This window comes from Budvicia aquatica DSM 5075 = ATCC 35567, assembly GCF_000427805.1.
Taxonomy (GTDB): Bacteria; Pseudomonadota; Gammaproteobacteria; order Enterobacterales; family Enterobacteriaceae; genus Budvicia; species Budvicia aquatica.
The window spans coordinates 29,336-47,816 of the sequence record NZ_KE386586.1 but is presented as its reverse complement, the minus strand read 5'-3'; the positions used below and the strand labels follow the sequence as shown (position 1 = coordinate 47,816).

General features: G+C 41.4%; 12 protein-coding genes. All 12 read right to left on the bottom strand.

Going from position 1 to position 18,481, the window contains the following annotated elements; translation table 11 throughout:
* Window positions 1–58: 58 nt before the first annotated feature.
* Window positions 59–1,027 carry a diguanylate cyclase gene (locus YWE_RS28560; protein ID WP_036017029.1) on the bottom strand — a complete coding sequence of 323 codons (969 nt, stop codon included), beginning with the start codon at window positions 1,025–1,027 and terminating at the stop codon, window positions 59–61.
* The gene (locus YWE_RS0123575; protein ID WP_029096657.1) at window positions 1,024–5,589 is read right to left on the bottom strand and encodes a response regulator; all 4,566 of its coding nucleotides are present in this window, start codon (window positions 5,587–5,589) and stop codon (window positions 1,024–1,026) included. Before YWE_RS0123575 ends, YWE_RS28560 begins: the two co-directional genes overlap by 4 nt.
* Window positions 5,590–5,723: 134 nt before the next feature.
* Window positions 5,724–7,946, bottom strand: a complete 2,223-nt coding sequence (locus YWE_RS0123570) for a glycoside hydrolase family 2 protein (RefSeq protein WP_051323547.1) — start codon at window positions 7,944–7,946, stop codon at window positions 5,724–5,726.
* Window positions 7,936–9,306, bottom strand: coding sequence for a DUF3131 domain-containing protein (locus YWE_RS28555; RefSeq protein ID WP_227659918.1), 1,371 nt, complete (start codon window positions 9,304–9,306; stop codon window positions 7,936–7,938). Before YWE_RS28555 ends, YWE_RS0123570 begins: the two co-directional genes overlap by 11 nt.
* Complete coding sequence (locus tag YWE_RS0123560) at window positions 9,306–10,829, bottom strand: DUF3131 domain-containing protein (RefSeq protein ID WP_051323551.1); 1,524 nt, start codon at window positions 10,827–10,829, stop codon at window positions 9,306–9,308. The genes YWE_RS28555 and YWE_RS0123560 overlap by 1 nt, the downstream gene beginning before the upstream one ends.
* 84 nt (window positions 10,830–10,913) lie before the next feature.
* On the bottom strand, window positions 10,914–12,266 hold the full coding sequence (locus tag YWE_RS0123555) for a DUF3131 domain-containing protein (protein ID WP_029096654.1): 1,353 nt from the start codon (window positions 12,264–12,266) through the stop codon (window positions 10,914–10,916).
* Window positions 12,266–14,092 (bottom strand): glycosyltransferase, encoded by a 1,827-nt coding sequence (locus YWE_RS0123550; RefSeq protein ID WP_029096653.1) that lies wholly within the window; start codon window positions 14,090–14,092, stop codon window positions 12,266–12,268. Before YWE_RS0123550 ends, YWE_RS0123555 begins: the two co-directional genes overlap by 1 nt.
* 71 nt (window positions 14,093–14,163) lie before the next feature.
* The gene (locus tag YWE_RS0123545; RefSeq protein ID WP_051323546.1) at window positions 14,164–14,631 is read right to left on the bottom strand and encodes an ATP-binding protein; all 468 of its coding nucleotides are present in this window, start codon (window positions 14,629–14,631) and stop codon (window positions 14,164–14,166) included.
* Complete coding sequence (locus YWE_RS0123540) at window positions 14,628–15,791, bottom strand: nucleotidyltransferase family protein (RefSeq protein WP_029096651.1); 1,164 nt, start codon at window positions 15,789–15,791, stop codon at window positions 14,628–14,630. The genes YWE_RS0123545 and YWE_RS0123540 overlap by 4 nt, the downstream gene beginning before the upstream one ends.
* 20 nt (window positions 15,792–15,811) lie before the next feature.
* Window positions 15,812–16,159, bottom strand: a complete 348-nt coding sequence (locus YWE_RS0123535; RefSeq protein ID WP_029096650.1) for an STAS domain-containing protein — start codon at window positions 16,157–16,159, stop codon at window positions 15,812–15,814.
* Window positions 16,160–16,182: 23 nt separating this feature from the next.
* Window positions 16,183–17,460: a PP2C family protein-serine/threonine phosphatase gene (locus YWE_RS0123530; RefSeq protein WP_051323545.1), complete on the bottom strand. Its 1,278-nt coding sequence runs from the start codon at window positions 17,458–17,460 to the stop codon at window positions 16,183–16,185.
* A gap of 162 nt (window positions 17,461–17,622) precedes the next feature.
* Window positions 17,623–18,480: a hypothetical protein gene (locus tag YWE_RS0123525; RefSeq protein WP_084167188.1), complete on the bottom strand. Its 858-nt coding sequence runs from the start codon at window positions 18,478–18,480 to the stop codon at window positions 17,623–17,625.
* Window position 18,481 lies beyond the last annotated feature (1 nt).

Sequence of the window (18,481 nt, the reverse complement as noted above, 5' to 3'; positions counted from 1 at the left end):
TATCACTGCCAAGCCACATCGCCTGTAACTAGCCATAACAATATGTTCGGCTCGTACTTTACAACTCACCCAATTGATAAGACCTTCCGCTAGTTTGATTTCGCCCCTTATCTTTTGCCAGATACAATTGTGTATCTGCTTGGTGCAAAAAAGTGGCAGCCATACCAACACTTGGAGCGTCTTTACAACAAACACCAAGACTGATACTGACAAAAGGGTAGATTGTAGAACCAACATGAGGAATGTTCTGTGCAAGAATTCGTACTCTAATATCCTCAGCAATACTCATAGCACCTGTTAACAAGGTGTCGGGGAGCAGGCAAACAAACTCTTCTCCACCATACCGAGCAACCAAATCAGTAGGACGCTTGAGAGTATCACTAATGATTTTCGCCACCTGCTGCAAACAATTATCACCGGCTTGATGTCCGTATAAATCATTATATTTTTTGAAAAAATCCACATCAATCATAATCAGGCTGAGTGGTGTCTGATTACGATTCGCTAGCTTCCATTCGATCTCCAATCTTTCATCAAAATAACGCCGGTTATGTACCTTGGTTAATCCATCTAAATAAACTAATTGACGTAACAAGTCCGATTGGCTTTTGAGTAACAAATGGGTTTTCACTCTGGCTCGTACTGTATTACGATTAATTGGCTTGCTGATGAAATCAACAGCTCCCTCGTTAAAACAACGAGTTTCCGTCTCTTCATCAATATGAGCGGTAACAAAGATAATAGGAATATCCCAAGTGTCCGCAGAGGCTTTGAGTTTTTCACAGACCTCAAAACCATTCATATCAGGCATTTCAACATCAAGTAAAATCAGATCAGGATGCTGACTATGGCTGACATCGAGTGCCTGCTTGCCACTAATCGCCATACAGACATCATAATCAGCGGAAAATGCTTGATACAACACCTGAATATTTATCGGATGGTCGTCAACAATAAGGATTTTAGACTTCTTGCCGCCAGGTAAGTTAAAGGCAACCTTCTGAGGAAAAAGCTGACCGATAGTCATAGCTTTTTAGCCCTCTGGTTAAACAAGTTTTCCATCAATCTTTCACATAGTTGAATCGCCTTCGCAAAATCTAATTGATTAATGGCCTCATGGAGTGACAGTAACTGTCCATCAAGCTGCTGACCAAAGTTTAACTGTAACTGGTTCATGGCCCCCAGCGCAGCCATATCTGAATTTTTTAATAATAAAGTCAAATTGTTAATTTCAAGTTCAAAGGATTGCATACTCAGCGTATCTACTGAGATTCCCCCTTTACTTTCTGCGGATAAAAATTGAATTAAGGTCACGATATCGCGCTGTACAGTAAGTACTGTATTTTGTATTTTAACCAATAGTTGACTAGTCATCTCGGCAGTAGAGCCATTATTAAGTAATATCTCTCCCTGCCCGGCACACAAGGACAGTTCCGTAGCGCCTAATTGTGCAGCAAGACCTTTGATGGTATGTAGCAGACGAGATGCTGACAAATTGTCCCCCTTAGCTATCTCGATCTCTAATTGTGCAGGGAAAGTTGCTAAATCGGCAGCAAACAACGATAACATTTTTTGATATAGGGCAGTATCTCCACCTAACCGATGAAGAGCTGCTTTCGCTTCAATTCCAGTGCTCTCCACAATGCTTTCCCGTTCAATAGAAAATGATACAAGGCTTGCATGGCTAACAGTAGTACTGTTCTCTTTATGCCCACAGTATTTACGGATGACATGTATCAGATGATTTAAGTCAAAAGGTTTACCAATATGATCATTCATGCCAGCAGCAAGGCAGGCCTCACGATCAGAATCCATCGCATTGGCAGTCATGGCAATAATTGGCAAGGCCTTCAGTCCGATAGTTTCGCGAATATATTGCGTAGCATTAAACCCATCCATCACAGGCATCTGTAAATCCATTAAGACGAGGTCAAATGAGGTCGGCATCGCACCTAATATCTCGATAGCTTCTTTACCATGATTAGCAATAGTAACCGTAGCCCCTTCACCTTCCAGTAATTCACGAGCTATTTGCTGGTTATTCAGGTTATCTTCTACGATTAACAGTTTTAAACCCGAGAGTTGATGCGCAGATATAACCATTTTTGGTTGCGAAAGGTTCGGTTGAATGCGCTCACTTACTGCATCAATGACGGAATCCAACAACATTGATGCAGTAATAGGTTTTACCAGATATCCATCCAGTAATGCCTGATCTTCTTCACTGCGCTGTAACAACATTTCACGATCATGAGCCGTTATCATGACAATCACCGGGACACTGTCAGTTGGCATTAATTCACGAACATATTTACTGGTCTGCCAACCATCTAACCCTGGCATTTGCCAGTCAATAAATAATGCACCATAGGATACACCGTTATCACGTTGTTGCCTCATCAGTTCCAGAGCCTGATTGCCACTAATGGCGACATCGACTTTCCATTTTAATGACTCCCCCATCCGTTTAATCAGATCACAAGCAGTCGGATTATCATCAACAACTAATACATGTAAATGATTTAATACCTGAGCTCTGGCCGCCAGTGTATTTGGTAATTCATTATCAAAAACCAAACTCGAAGAAGATAGCGGTAGAGTTATCGTAAAATGAAATAAGCTCCCCTGCTTTAATTGACTTTCTAACGTTAGCGCTCCCCCCATTAATGCAACAAAACGTTGACTTATCACTAAGCCTAATCCAGTACCACCAAAACGACGAGTAGTAGACGCTTCTGCTTGGGTAAAACCACTGAAAATACGTTCCTGCTGCTCTGGTGCGATACCAATTCCAGTATCGCGTACGCCAAAATGAAGGGTGACCTGATGACTATCATGTTTTAGCACCTTGATAAACAGTACCACTTCGCCTTGTTCAGTGAATTTGAGCGCATTCCCCCCTAAATTGGTTAAAATTTGCTGAAGCCGCATACTATCGCCCTCAACAAACTGTGGTAATTCAGGATCAATATCAAACAAAACTTCCACGTTCTTAATCTTCAGATTACTCGACAAAATAACAGCCAGATCGCGCAACATCACATGAATATCAAACGGGATAGACTCTAGCGTCATTTTACCGGATTCAATTTTAGAAAAGTCCAGTATATCGTTCAGCAATCTCAGTAAGGTACGTGTAGCTGCTTCACTTTTCACGGCATAGTCGGCTTGCTTATTATTAAGCCCCGTTTTACGTAATAATGTCAGCATCCCCAAAATAGCATTCATTGGAGTACGCAGTTCATGACTCATATTAGCTAAAAATTCAGACTTGGCCTTATTGGCTTCTTCTGCTGTTTTCTTTGCCGCTTGTAATATATTTTCGGCTTCTCGTTGCTGAGTAATATCGCGATTTATCCCCATCATTAAAACAGCGGTCCCCTTTTCATCACGTTCAACCGCACCAGTTGATTGAATAAAACGAACTTGTTTGTGTACATTAATACGGAAAATTTGGCGATAAACACTTCCATTATTCAACGCGACCTTGATTGCACGCTCAACATCAGCACGGTCATCTGGATGTATAACGCTATACCAATAATTTAGGGGAAGAGATGTATTACGTAGCTCCGCTGACAGCTCATAAATATCACTCATACGATCGTCGAAAGTAAACGTGCCTTCTGGAATGTTCCAAGTCCAGATACCTAACTCGGCAACATCTGCCGCTCTGACTAATTGATTGCGAGCAATGATCAGGTTGGTTTGTTGATTTTTATTGGCGGTAATATCAATTTGGATGGAAATAAATCGTTCAATTTCGCCAGAACTATTTTTAAATGGCGCAATAGTGGTATCAACCCAATATAAACATCCATCCTTCGCCTTATTGCAGATCTCCCCACGCCAAGAGATACCATTAGCAATATCATTCCACATAGACTGCCAAAAAGTGCTCGAGTGAGTAAGAGAATCAATTAAGTGGTAGTTCTGCCCGATAAGTTCTGCTCGACTATAGCCACTGATATTACAAAAAGCATCATTCACATCAATAATTAACCCAGCGCTGTCGGCAGTAGAAATAATACCGTGTAAATTAAGGGTGCTGAGTAAGGCATCGTTTTCACGTAAGGCAGTTTCAAGACGCTGATACGTTGTTTTACGCTCACTAATATCCGACTCTATAGCCATAAAACCGACAGGTTGATTCTGATCGTTATAACGAGGCTGAATTTCCAACTCTATCCAGTATTCTTGACCTGATTTAGAACAATTTAATATTTCACCATTAAATGGTTCACCAGCATTTAACGCGGCCTTGATTGCTTTAACTACATGTTGGTCGGTGCTTGGGCATTGAAGCAATTTACCCGGTGACAGACCAAGTACCTCATCTTGACAATAACCGGTAATACGTTCAAACCCCTCGTTAACCCAAACTATCTTACGATTTATATCGGTAATCACCACCGCATTGGAAGTATTTTTCGCCACCAACGCAAGACGTTCAAGGTCGGCGGTCATATTGCGAGCCAGTTTCTCTGCCCGATTACGTCCACTAACTTGCTGGCGAATAAGTAGGACCAAAGCTGAAGTTAGCAACAGACCAAAAAGAAACAATAACCAAGGTGTGTAGCGTTGAGTTAACTCTTCAAATGCAGGAGTACTACTGACTCGTAGTGTCATATTGTGACCAGGCAGAGGCAACACATTGATGCTATTAAATACTCTAGTCGCTATTACTTCATCATCGTGCTTTTTATTTGAAATGAAGTTGGCACTTTTGCTGTCATCGGCATCGAAAACCAAGTTTTTATTCGATAAATCTTGCAGACTGTCAAACAACTCAATATCCACTCGCCCATTCATAAACTCAGGAATGTCACGCAATAGCTCGGCAATCACTATAGGTGAATAGAGAAGACCAACTAATAATGCCTGTCGCTCAGTTGGTGTAGTAGGATTGGCCCCCGATTTATAGACAGGGACAAAAAGCAAGACACCGGGGGTTTTGGTATTAGATTGAGCCAGTTGAAGGGTGCCTGATAGCGTGGGTTTACCACTATTTATAGCTAAGAGTGCGGCATCCCGTCTCACTGATTCGGAGCCAATATCCAGTCCTTCGACACCTTCATTGTTTTCTATTGGCGCAATATATTTGATAATAAATAAATCATCATATTGGATATCCCCAAGTCGACGAAGAGAAAATGTCGGCGCACCATCAATCTTAGCTTCAGCAATAAATGCACTCAACTGACTACGAGCCACCCGCTGAATAAAGCCAAACCCGCGAACTCCTGGAAACTCGACCGGCAAATTACGCGATGCCACATAAGCATAAAATTGCTTACGGGTTAAATGACCGTTAGCTGCATAAACACCTCTTGCACCATTTAAACCATAAATAGGCTGAGAAAAACGGCGAGTAATCTCACCGGAAACTCGATCAACATTACGTTGAAAATCGACTTTAGCATTGGCTTCAATTTCATTATAAAGCCACCATGCTCCAGTTCCAGAGATAATCGTACCAACAACAAATAGCATCAACGGTAGCAAGATAGCACGTTGCAGCTTTCGAGGGCTCCAAGAGAAGTAGGTTTTCCCCCTATGTGAATAAGCCTTTAGCCGGGAAGAGTTCATATAAAATTTGTACCTTTATAATTATCATTTACTCAGTATAGAACTGCTATGTGATTCAAGACCGTTTAGGCTACTCTAAATGTTATAGCCAGACTGATAATGCTATTTGTCTGTAGGTACAACATAGGCTATGGCTATGGTTGAACTAGAAGTTGTAATTCATTGTGACCTAATACTTCGCCCCCGCTACTGAGAATGTCACTCTCCACCGTTATCGTTCGATTACTACGCGGTGTGATTGGTAATTCAATCACTTTCTGTCCGCTGTCAGCCATCAAATTTATCGCCTGCTCACCTTCGGATAACGTCTTATCATCTTGGACGATTTTCCAATGTAGTGATGCATGAAAGTAATTGCGCCAATGATCGTTAATTGCCCATAAACCAATATGCCCGGTTTCCCCCTGAACCCAAGACTCGGCTTTAGGCTCAATAGAGGGTAAAACCGGTTGATAAGCACGCTGTAAAGCTAAATAACCTGGTTTCGGGTGACGTTGATAGTCAACGATCCCCCAATTAATTGATGGCCAAGTTTCAGTAAACATAAAATGAAATAAGGCCGCTACTGGTTGATAACGCTGGCGCCGATAACTTTCTGCCGCTAGCTGAATTAAGCTTGCCTGATACTCTTGGCTATTTATAATGAAAGTATCAATCCCCCCCCCACGAGTAACCTTAGCTAATTCAAATGTCTCATGAGGCTGAAAATTATGGTATGACCAAATCTGCCAGCCCTCATCATTTTTATCCGTGGTCTTCGGCCACAGATCAGCCAGTGGAATAATCGTTTTTAACGTAACTAAATCAGGTAGAGCTTGGGCACCAAACTCACTGATTATCGAGCTATTTGCCGGTTTAAGATGATCACTTTTCTCCCCAGAATACCAACCCTGCCAGTAATGTTCAGCTGTTGATGAATAAGCATGGGTGATGCGGCTACGATCTTGTCTGAGTACATTAGCAACGCTGGCGGTTAAAAAGCGGTTAACATCCGGTTGCCAGTCAGAGTAACGGTATTGCATCCAAGTAGCATCCCAAGGCGGTTCATTGTGTCCAGACCACAACACGATGGCTGGGTGGCTACCGAATTGCCGAGTCATCTCAGCGGCTTGTTCAGCGGCTTCTTGGGCAAAAGTTGTTGAATTGTCATAACCCCATTGCAGCGGGAAGTCTTGCCAGAGCAGCATGCCCATCTCATCAGCTAAATCGTACAACGCCCGGCCAGAAACATGGGCGTGTATCCTGATAGCATTGATATTTGCCTGCTGCATCATCGATAAGTCGCGACGATAATCGGCTGAAGTCAAACTTCCCAGCCAAGGGCTGCCAATATAATTAGTCCCACGAATAAATAGGCGCTTACCATTGATTGACCAACTATTTTCTTTTGGGTCTATAGTTATTTTCCGTAAGCCAGTACGTAAATAGGCGGTATCCATGATGCCCATATCATCGGAAAAACTGATCTCAAAGCGATAAAGATTTTGCTTCCCATGTCCAGTTGGCCACCATAGTTCGGGATTATCGAGGAGGAAATTAGCTGTAAGATTTTGTTTATTGTGCGGGCTGGCAACCAATGAAACATTTTTCCTTAATTGATATGATGGTCCAATAAAATTATAGGGAACCAACCGTAACAACATCACAGCCGACCGATTGCGATTCGCACGATAATCCAAACTCACTTTCAAAATAGGATGTTGTAATCCCCGTTGCCAATCAGGCACGGCCAATACATTATCGATAACAGCACCACGGCTGATATGTGATACAACTGGCGCCCAAATTCCTCCTGAATTAGCATCTTGTCCACGTTCGGACCATGCTCCGCCGGGGCGAGTATCATGATGGTTGAATACCCCCTTAATCAGTTGTTTATGAAACGACCAGATTTCACCCGGTATTTCGTAAGGGCTATCCACCCGTACGGCCAATACATTATCAATACGCGATACATCAGTAATATCGGCGCTAAATCTCTGGAAATACCCCTTATGCTGCCCTACTTTTTGATTGTTGAGCCAAATATCGGCTTGATAATCAACTCCATCGAATACTAATGTTGCCATATCATCCGCAGCTAATACTGGCAACGTAAAACGCGTGCGATACCACAATACGCCTTGATGATCGACACCCTCACTATACCAATTAGCCGGGACTTTTATGCTTTGCCACTGGCTGTCATCCAGAGTGTCACTCCAAGCTTCAGTTGAAGGTGGATTACCATTTCGTATCTGCCATTCACCCGCCAAATTTTTCGTTGATGGCAACTGGGCAATAACTAACGACGGGACAATTAGCAAGAAAAAACCCCAAATTAGGGTAGATTGTTGGCACCGAGAATTAATATTCATTTCTATAGCCCACCATACTCGTCATTCTTTCCTGTGGCAGACATGATTGTGGTCGTGAAAAAACATCATTCATACGTACGTCTAGATATCCGACAGCAGACTCGGTATTGATTAGTCGACCCGAAGTTTTGTAAAGCAAAGACTCTAGTACTATGGCGTTAGTGGTCAAACTAATAGTCTTATTATACGCTCCATTACTTTCATAACGGCCTTCATACCAACCACGTTGTTCATCGTACTGCATTTGAGTTAACTGCATCAACGCATCGGTATAAGGGCTATTCCATAAGGCCCATAAGCCAAAAACTGCCTTCGTTGATACCTGAGCCAGATCAGGATAGAACTGTCCATCTTGGCTGATAGTATTCCAGTGGTAACCGTTAGCGAATACCGTATCGTAAACATGATAAGGCGAAACCGAGGTAAAATAATCACTTCGAGCAGTCAATATATGTTCCTTATACCAGCGTTTTTCCTGTACCCGATAGACATTCTCAATGCGCTCTTTTTGCTGTTTAAATATATGCGTATTCTTTAACTCCATCGCAATAAGTAAATAAGGTAAGCTAACGATAATTGATGGTGTATGAGTTGTTCGCGCATCTCTAATATCAAAATCGATGGGAATACCATAAATAAAGGTTGTGTTATAAGGCAGATTGGTTGAGGTTCCGATCGGAAACCCCCATAGGCCAAAAGCGCCCGCAATATAATCGCTGTAACCTAAGCGCCCTTCCGATTTCACAACAAACCGGCCATTCACTATCGTTGATTTTAGCAATCCACCATTGTTATCAATTACCTGGCAAAAGCTCCATCGCAACATGATCTTATCTAAATACTCGCTATATTCAGGATAAAAACGTGCAACAACTTTTAAGCTAACCATGAAGCGACCAATATCTTGTGCTGACCATCCCAGTGGTTTGGGTTGATTAGCATAATCAGTCATCTGTCCGGTCACGGTATTGTAAAGTAAATTAGGCGTTTTTCCGGCTACTAAGGGCAAATGGCTAAGTGTTGCTAATAATAATGATAACCGCTGATCAAATTCCTGCCGACTAATCACCCCTAATTGTGCAGCAGCAGTCAAACTAATCAGTGTGTCGCCTATTTGCCATAAGTTAACCACAGGGTAGCTATCCAGAGAGTTAACCAATCCTGTTGCTTCTTGCGTATTATTAATAAAATAACGCCAACTCACCTTAGCCCATAATTGTTCGTTAGCCGATAGCACACCTCGGCGGTCAGAATGGGTACCCGAACCATCAGTCGCACCGGTAATAACATACATACAGCCAATAAATACTGCGATGAATAAACTGCCACTAATAGCCCAAGTAACAGCGATGGACTTCACTATTTTGCACATGATGAAGTCACTGGGGGTAATTTAAATAAACTATTACTGCTACTTCCATCCTGACAATCAGCACACTGGCAGCTATTACAATTTGGGGCTTTACGTATTGCGATACCCGTTTTATCACAAAATGCAGTAAGACTTGGTGTTGCATCAATAAACGGTCGATTTCTTTTATTGTTATTATCATCAAAAGCGTTAATTAGCTGGCGTTCCCACAATGAGGGAATATAGTCGACATGACTAGGGTCACCGCTAGTGAAACGAAGTATTTTCCCTTCTTTCTTAAATAATAAGGCTTCTAACATAATACCATTATTATTTGCCGTGAATTCGTTGATCGGCCCTTTACCATTTTCGTATAAGCCCTCGTTGAAGCCAAGTTCTTTAACATTGGCATTCTCGATGGCATCAAATAATCTGTCGGTATACGGTGAATCCCAAAATACCCACATACCTAACGCCGCTTTCAATGATACAGCCGCATATTCAGGGACAAATGAACCTTGGTCAGTAATGGTATTCCAGTTATAGCCATCGGCAAAAACGGTGTCATAAACAAAATAAGGGGCGCGATCCAATTGATGCTCTGAGCGGGCAGTGAGAATTCCAGTTTCGCGATAACGATTCTCCTGGGCTTGGTAAACCCGATTGGCAAAATTTTTCATCCATGGATGGCTATAGCTCCCGGCCTTATTGGCCCGATCATCACTACGATCCCATCCCAACTCAAAGCCATGCAAAATATACGATTCGGTCACTACATAATTATGTTGACTAGTAGTGCGTGGGTCTCGTGCATCATAAGGAACTAATACACAATAAATTTTTGCTAAATCATAAGGTTCAGGCCGTGATGCCTGGCAGGTTGAAAAACCCCATAACTGGAAACCACTGGCAGCATATTCTTCATAACCCAGCCGACCTTCCTGCACGTATATCGGGGCATTATTTTTATCTAACATGGCACCATATAACGTACCACACCCTTGAATAACATGTGAAAAGTCCCACCTCAATACAACGTTATCAATACTATTAGCATATTCAGGATAACGTTCCTTAACAATTTTCAACCAAATTAACATGCGACCAGAATCAATGGCAGAAAAACCAATTTCACCGGGTTTATTTACATAATTAACTTTTTCTGCTGTGATTGTATTATAGACTTTATTGGGTAATTGCCCTTGAAATAACGATAAGTTATTCAAAGTTTTCAAAAACGGCAACATGCGATGGTCGAATTCGTCTTTAGTAATAATACCTAATTCTCGAGCGGAAACCAGTGCTGCCAAATATGATGCACTGTCCCACATTGTTGTTGAGGGATAATTATTGACCGCATTCACAAGCCCTGTTGTAGGTTGTAAGTTATGCACAAAATATTGCCAAGCATTAACAGCAATAGCCATCTCTCTGGTTGTTAATTCCCCATGGCGGACTGGATAATTTTCAGCGGCTAATTTATCAGTAGATAATACGGCATACACATTAAAAGACAGTATTGGTAGGAGCATTAATGTCAAGCTCACAACTTTAACTATGAGGCTTAATTTTATTAAAAATGACTGACGCTTCATAATGAAACCTTCCTACTTTAATTATTTATCTATTGTACTGACTGACTGTTCCACCTGAAGACAAGCAGCACAAAGCAGTTTTCCGCCATTGATAAAAGCCAGACTTTCCAACACCACTCCATTTGTATTGGCATTTAATGAGGTATTTATTTTATTGTTTATTTCATAAGTCCCGGAGTACCACCCCTTTGATGGGTCCATCAATTGATTTAATTGAGCCCGTGTTTGTTGACTATAAGGCGTACGCCACAATGCATACCAGCTAAAAGCTGATTTGGTTGATAACTGCCGCAATTTATCAACCCTTATCCCTTTATCCGTAATCACGGCCCAATCTTCACCAGAATAATGCAAGGTGCTATAAATAAAATAGGGGGCTTGATCCACGTGATCTTCACTGACTGAAGTATAAATGCCAGTTCGATGAAAGCGGTTTTCCTGAGCTTTAAAAACTCGCCAGGCTAATTCAGAGGAATAGTGATCAAAACCGAGTTCTAAACCCGTCAGAATATAAGGTTCACTGACAATAAAGGTATTAGCCCCTTCTTTTTGCGAGACACGATCATCATCAGGTACCTGTATCCCTTCTACGTTGACAAATCGTAAATGTGCAGTGTAATCCAGCGCTTTACTGGCATTAACTCCGACCAGTTGCAGTGTTCGCGCAGCATATTGTTCATAACCAATACGACCTTCTTGATGCAAAGAAATAAGCTGGGTTTTATCATCAATCATTGAACCTTGTAATTGGTTATCAACGACTAATTTATCTAACTGCCAACGCGAAATAACCTTATTAACCTCAACAGCATGTTGAGGATAATTCCAGACTAATATATTTAATGGGACCATCATTCGGCTAATATCAATCGCCGACCAACCAATCCCTTTAGTACTGGACTGATTAATATAATTAACCATGTCCAATGTTTGTGTGTTGTATGCCTTATTCGGTAGTTTATTATCAAACAAAGGCAGTTTAGCCAATGCAGTCAATGCGTTACTAATGCGCTGGTCAAACTCATCTTGCTGAATAAGGCCAATCCGTTGAGCTGAAATAAGTGCCATAAAGTAACTACCAGTATCCCACATAGTAGATGACGGGAATTTATCCACGGAATTAACTAAACCGCTAGGCTGAGTGTTGTTAACAAAATATTGCCATGCTGCTTTGGCCCAAATCATTTCTTCCGCACTCAATGGCCTGTGTGCTGGTATTAATGGTCGCTCGACGCTAGGAGCTATATGTGCACGGAGATCTTCCTTATCTTTGGCATGCCCCTCGACATACAACACCACAGCAAAAGCGATTAACATACCAATCACCATTGCCAGATAACTTCTAGCCCGAAGGAGATTATATTTGAATGACATCAGGAACCCTCCTGCTCAGTAAATTCCGTATTATCAGGTCGCCAGAGTGCAGCTAAAACCATTGGCATCATGGCGGCAATATTTGCCGCCCCCCAAAAGATATTGATAACAAAGCCAGAGGGATCTTTGATACTCCCTTGAGCTATCTGAATCGCGCCCCAAGCTAGCCCCAGCAAAGTCAAACCGATAATGGCTAATTGCGGTTTAACTAGTGATAAAAAATTTCCCGACTGTCTTTCTTTCGGGGTCACATGAAACTTGATTTTCTCGCCTCGAAGAGCAGTATCAAGGGCCCGTAGGTTCATGGAAAATAAAGCTAAGAACGATGATTTTCCATCCCAAGCCGAAATTCCCCAAGTACCAAACATAAAGGCCAGTTCAGAGACAATCATAAAAGGCAGAAAGTGCAGATAAAAAGGCGACGAGTAGGTCGAAACCGGTGGAATACCGGTAAAGAGATAGATTAACGGAGCAATCAAGAACACGGTATTCCAAATACAGGCAAAATAGGACCAGAAAGTAGTCCCATACATTAACTTTTGCATCGCAGTGAGCTTAATATGCTTACTGGTAAACAACCTTTCATGTAAAGCGATATCCATTGAACCAGCAGCATATTTAAATCTCTGGATCATCCAGGTCAGTAAGTCCTGTGGAGATAACATCTTTGATTCTATTTGTGGATGCATAACAGAACGCCATTTACGACCAGGGTCACCATGCAAAACGATAGAAGTATAGATATCTTCTGATACATGAAATTTATAAGGCATCAGCTCCGTATCATGCACTACATGAGGCAGCATGGCCTGCGCCAAATCCGCTTTGGTCTCGCTGTCTGTTAAATCATTAGTGTATTGTTGTATCTCATCTTCTATATTATCAACATAGCGCCGTAGTGCGGCTTGCATAACAGCTTCACGACGATGAATTGACGCTGCACCACAACAAAAAGCAGCATTATCCCCATTTCGTCTGCGCAAAATGACATCATAAAACATTTGCGGATCATTAAAAAAAGGGTCGTGACCTACAGTCAGAGGACCAACCAGTTTCTCAATCCCTCTTCCAATGATATAACCTGTTGATCCCAGTTTTTGCTTTGCCCATTCAGGTAACGTCTTGCCCAGTGGTAAATCATAAAACCACTGGGGTGTTTGAACCCAGGCAACATCAGCATCGCGGAAATACCCTAAAGTATGGGTTAATATTGTTGGAAAAACACGGGTGTCGGCATCACAGATAATAATAAAATCACCATCAGTCATCTCCATACCGTGGCGCAGATTACCGGCCTTATAACCAATATTATTGTCGCGACTTAAGTAATTAACACCCTCCTCTTGTGCAACAATCTGCATGTCGCTTCGTTTGCCATCATCTAATACATGGATACGATAATCTAAAGGGAAGGGATAAGTGACTGCTAATGCATCACGAATAGATAAACGCACTAATTCAACATCTTCATTATAGGTAGCAATAAATAGATCAACTTTAATCCAACGATCCCCTTGTCCCTCTTCAGGGGTTAAACAATCATTGATTGTTGCGGGTGCCGGACGTTGAGGAATATCGCTGATCTTCCAGAGATTGATAGTGAATAACACAGAGCCAATATATGCCAGAGTTTCAGCAATTACCAAGGGGACTGAGTACCAAAGGGCATCGTAATTAAGTGAATTCATCCAACGCCAACGGATATAATTAGCCCCCAAAATAAGAGCCGCAATCGCCAGACTTTGCCATAAAAACTGAATAACCCAATGAGTTTTCAGTGGGGATGGCGGTTTTCTGTTTTCAAATGAAGAGAAATAAAAAGCCATTATCACAACCTCAGTCAATCCATGAAGATAAATGAGCTAAATCCAACCAGTTAACGATCAGTTCGTAAAATTCACGCCTGAATTTCAGTGTTAATTATCAACGACAAATAATTGACACCATCTTTTACTTCATAATTAATTTCATCGACGGAATTAAACATCATCATTAATCCCATACCACTCTCTGGCCAGGAGTCTGGGGTTAATAGCTCAGGGTAATGAGATAAGGCACTTTTATTATTCAAAAGCTCAGAGGGTATAGGCTTCCCTTGATCTTGCAACATGAGGACTAACTGATTATTGTCATAACGCATTTCAATAACAATATTCTGACTGGCATCATAATTGACGCCGTGCTTTACAACATTAATAAATGCTTCATTTAATGCGAGGTCTATGGCATAACCGATGTCTGAATCAATCGGTAAAGGTTCAATAAATTGTACCAATTTTTCATGCAAAGCACGCAGACTCGACAATGATGCAGGTAGAGTTATGTGGGATAGCTGGGCTGGCACTTCACCTTGGTGATCTCTCATATCAACATATCTTTTTGGAGAAATTCATTAAATAAAGACTTTTCCGCCGTAATGATGTCTGCGCGCCGTTTATCATCAATAAGCCAATTCAAACCTGCTTCAGATAAATCAATGGACGTCCCCTCCGGCGAGATGACTTTTCCGGCGAAAATCATTTGTTGATAAAGGTGTGCAATCCCGCCCACTCGGGTGTAATCAGAAATAAAACTTTGATCGATGACAGCACCTTGCTCTAATAAACATCCAGCACCAATAATCGCTGGACCTTTAATCGTCACACCAGGTTGTATTTCTGTACTACTGCCAATATAAACCGGTCCTTCAATATCTAAGGTTGAAAAATCAGCTTTGACATTAAGTCCACACCAAATGTGGGGTGCAACTTTAATTCCAGGCATAACATAATCAGGGAGTTCCTGATTAAGTATCATGCGGTTTACTTGCCAGAAATCCTGCAGGGAGCCAATATCAACCCATTGGAATGGCAGAGCAATACCATAAAAAGGAACGCCTAATTCAGCAAGTTTAGGAAACAACTGGCTTCCAATATCATATTCAACACCATCAGGAATATAATTAAATATCTCGGGTTCAAACACGTAAATACCGGTATTAGCATTATTCGATAATGCACTTTTTTCATCAGGTTTTTCCTGAAACTTACTCACTCGGCCTTGCTCATCAGTAACAACAATACCGTATTTATTAACCTGATCGCTTGCTACTGGGCGCATAACTAAGGTTGCTACGCTTTTTCTTGCCCGATGAAAAGCTAATACATCATCAAAATTCACATCAATTAATGCATCACCACACACAACAACAAAGGTATCATCAAAAAAGCCCGAGAAGTTTTGGATGTGTTTCATACCGCCAGCAGATCCTAGTACGGTATCAACAAAGCTATTTCCTTCCATAAGTCCTTCGTAGGAGTAACCTATTTCGACGCCCCAAGCATGACCATCACGAAAATAACTCTCTATATCCCCAGACAAGTAGCTGGTATTTACCATCAACTGATTAAAGCTATACTTTTTCAAGTGCTCAATTATTGATTCCATAATAGGTTTACGAATTAATGGGATCATCGGCTTAGGTAATATGGTGGTTAGTGGCCTGGCTCTAGTTCCTTTCCCTGCTGCAAGGATCATCGCTTTCATAAATATGCATTCCTTAAAAATTAAGGGGTTACTGAGCGCATTTGTTGCAATGTCACAGTTTGATCAACACCAATAGTAAAAATTCTATCCATCCGAGTTAATTTGAACATTCCATGAATATTGTTGTTTAATGAACAAATAGCCAGTTCACCTTTACCATTTAAGGCTTTCAATAGCGAAACCAATGCACCTAAACAACTACTATCGATGAAGTCTACCCGACTGAAATCCAGTAAAATATTTATGGCACCTTGCGAAATCATTTCTTGTATATTCTCCTTAAATTTCAAGGCAACTGATGCATCTAGTCGCCTGACCAAGGGGGTGATTACCAATACATGCCCAATCGTCTGAGTTTCAAAGTTCATTAATTATTCCTTACAGTAGCTATTTATTGAATAAGTGAATCGTTATTGCGCTCGATTACTAGTAAAGATATATCATCACTAAATACTGAACGCCCATTATGAATGTCACTTTGATATTCATCTGTTGGTGCAGGATGCCAATCAATCAACGTCTGTTGTACTCGCTGAAAAACGGCCGGCATACTGTCTTGAGAACTACTGGCCAGTAGGTCTTGTAAACGTCTTTCGCCAAAAAGCTCTTGCTCAGTGCTTTCACACTCAACAATGCCGTCGGTAAATAAATAAAGTCGGTCACCTGGCGCCAATGCAAAAATGGTGTCCTCATAATCAGCGGAATCGATCAAACCGACGGGTGTACCGCCGTCGCCAATAGAAGTAACTCGACCAGAGCCACTGACAATGAAGGGAGTTGGGTGACCTGCCTGACAAAGCGCCCCTATGCCTGTTTGCACATCAATGACACCATAAACAAGGGTGAAATAACTGGTTACATCATCATTTTCGATACAAAATCGGCGATTAAGTTCACTAACCACTTTATTTGGTGAAGTAATGCTATAGTCAGAAGGATCATCTGAAGGCGAAATAAGCAGATTATCCACTGTACGTCCATTAAGAAATTGGCGTGCAACAGACAGTGATAGCATCGCAGCAGCGACACCATGTCCTGCAACGTCAATGCTATAGAAACCAATGTGCTGATTTCCTAGTTGAAAAAAACTCAATAAGTCACCGGAAACATAAGCTGATGGCATAAACATCCATTCAGCCTGAAACCCACAAACTATCAGTTTCTCCGCTGGCAAAACGCTACGTTGCAGTTTAGCTGCTGCCTGTAAATCAGCTTCTATTTGTTGATAGGCTTGCGACAACTTTTGATTACGAGCATCGAGAGTTGCCTCCAACTTTAGTATCCTTTCACCTGCATGCAACCGGGCACGCAACTCACTTTGATTTATGGGTTTTGACAGAAAATCATCAGCCCCCACATCTAATCCGGTGATTAAATCCTCAACGGATTGCCTCACCGTTATCAATACCAAATAAATATACCGGTCAGAGTAGTTTTTTCGGATAGTGGAACAAAGTTTCAACCCATCCATGACCGGCATTTCCCAGTCACTAATCACCATATTGATGGAATTATCAGCAAGAATGTCCAACGCCTCCTCACCATTCTCTGCTTCAAAAACAGAAAAATTCCATTTTTTTAGTAGGTTAACAAGTAGAAAACGATAGCTCGCGGAATCATCAACAACAAGGATAGATGTCACACCAGTAACGGAAGCATGAAATTGCATAAATTATCCAAGTACTTCGTGTAAACAAAATAAATCAGGCATAATCTTCAGCGGAGAATGTCTGACATATCTACCATTTCATGCACCGATAAAACATGGTGATAACTAAATAGAGTTATCAATAACATCATTAAGCGTAGCACAGAGTTTTATCCTTTCAACTTACAAGGGTAAATTCCAACTAAGGTTTATTGTCCCACTGCTAAAGTTTGCATTTGCATTCTGCCTCCACGGATAGCGAGTCCCCGTGTAATTACCATAATAAATAGACCAAGATCCGCCAGCGTAGCCTGACGTATAGCCAAAACTGTAAGTATAATCATAATTCCACGGCTGCTGCTGGTTCTTGTCAGGATAGTAAAAAGCAGATAAGCGCAAAAAATAGTGTTGTTGTAGCGTATAGCCGCAACTTCCTAATAAACTGTTCTTATTGTCTTTGATTGTTGATGAGGCATCAGAGTAATAACGGGGAACATAGCTATAACCAACTTGGCAAACCAGAGCGTCATCGTTGTTAATCAATAATGCAGACTCTACGGTCTTGGGTAGAGTGAATTTGTAGCCAAAAGTCCAGGAGCCTTGTTCAAATCGTGTTTTTTGGGCTCCCGTCTCAGGGAAAAATCTATTGTTATCATTATAATTGCCATAAACTAGACTAAAAGTACCGGGATGCCAATCGTCATAACCAAAACTATAAACAAAATCAGTGCTGTATTTACTCGTGTTTTGTAATGGAACACGAACGGTCATATTGGTAAAAAAATAACTTATTGGGGAATACTGCATACTAAAGAGTCCCCGTTGATTCAGTTTATATACTTCTTCTGAAGTGTTTTTTCCTGTAGGTACATGAACTGATTTTTTTTTAAGCGGTGAACTATAGGTTAATGCCGTTGAAAATTCCGCCTCATCGCCAGAAAAAAGACGTGACCAAGGGTTAGTGAATAATTTCACTGCTTGCGTATTAGCCGTATCCGCCACAACTACTAACGGACAGAAAAATAGTCCGCTAAGTAACATT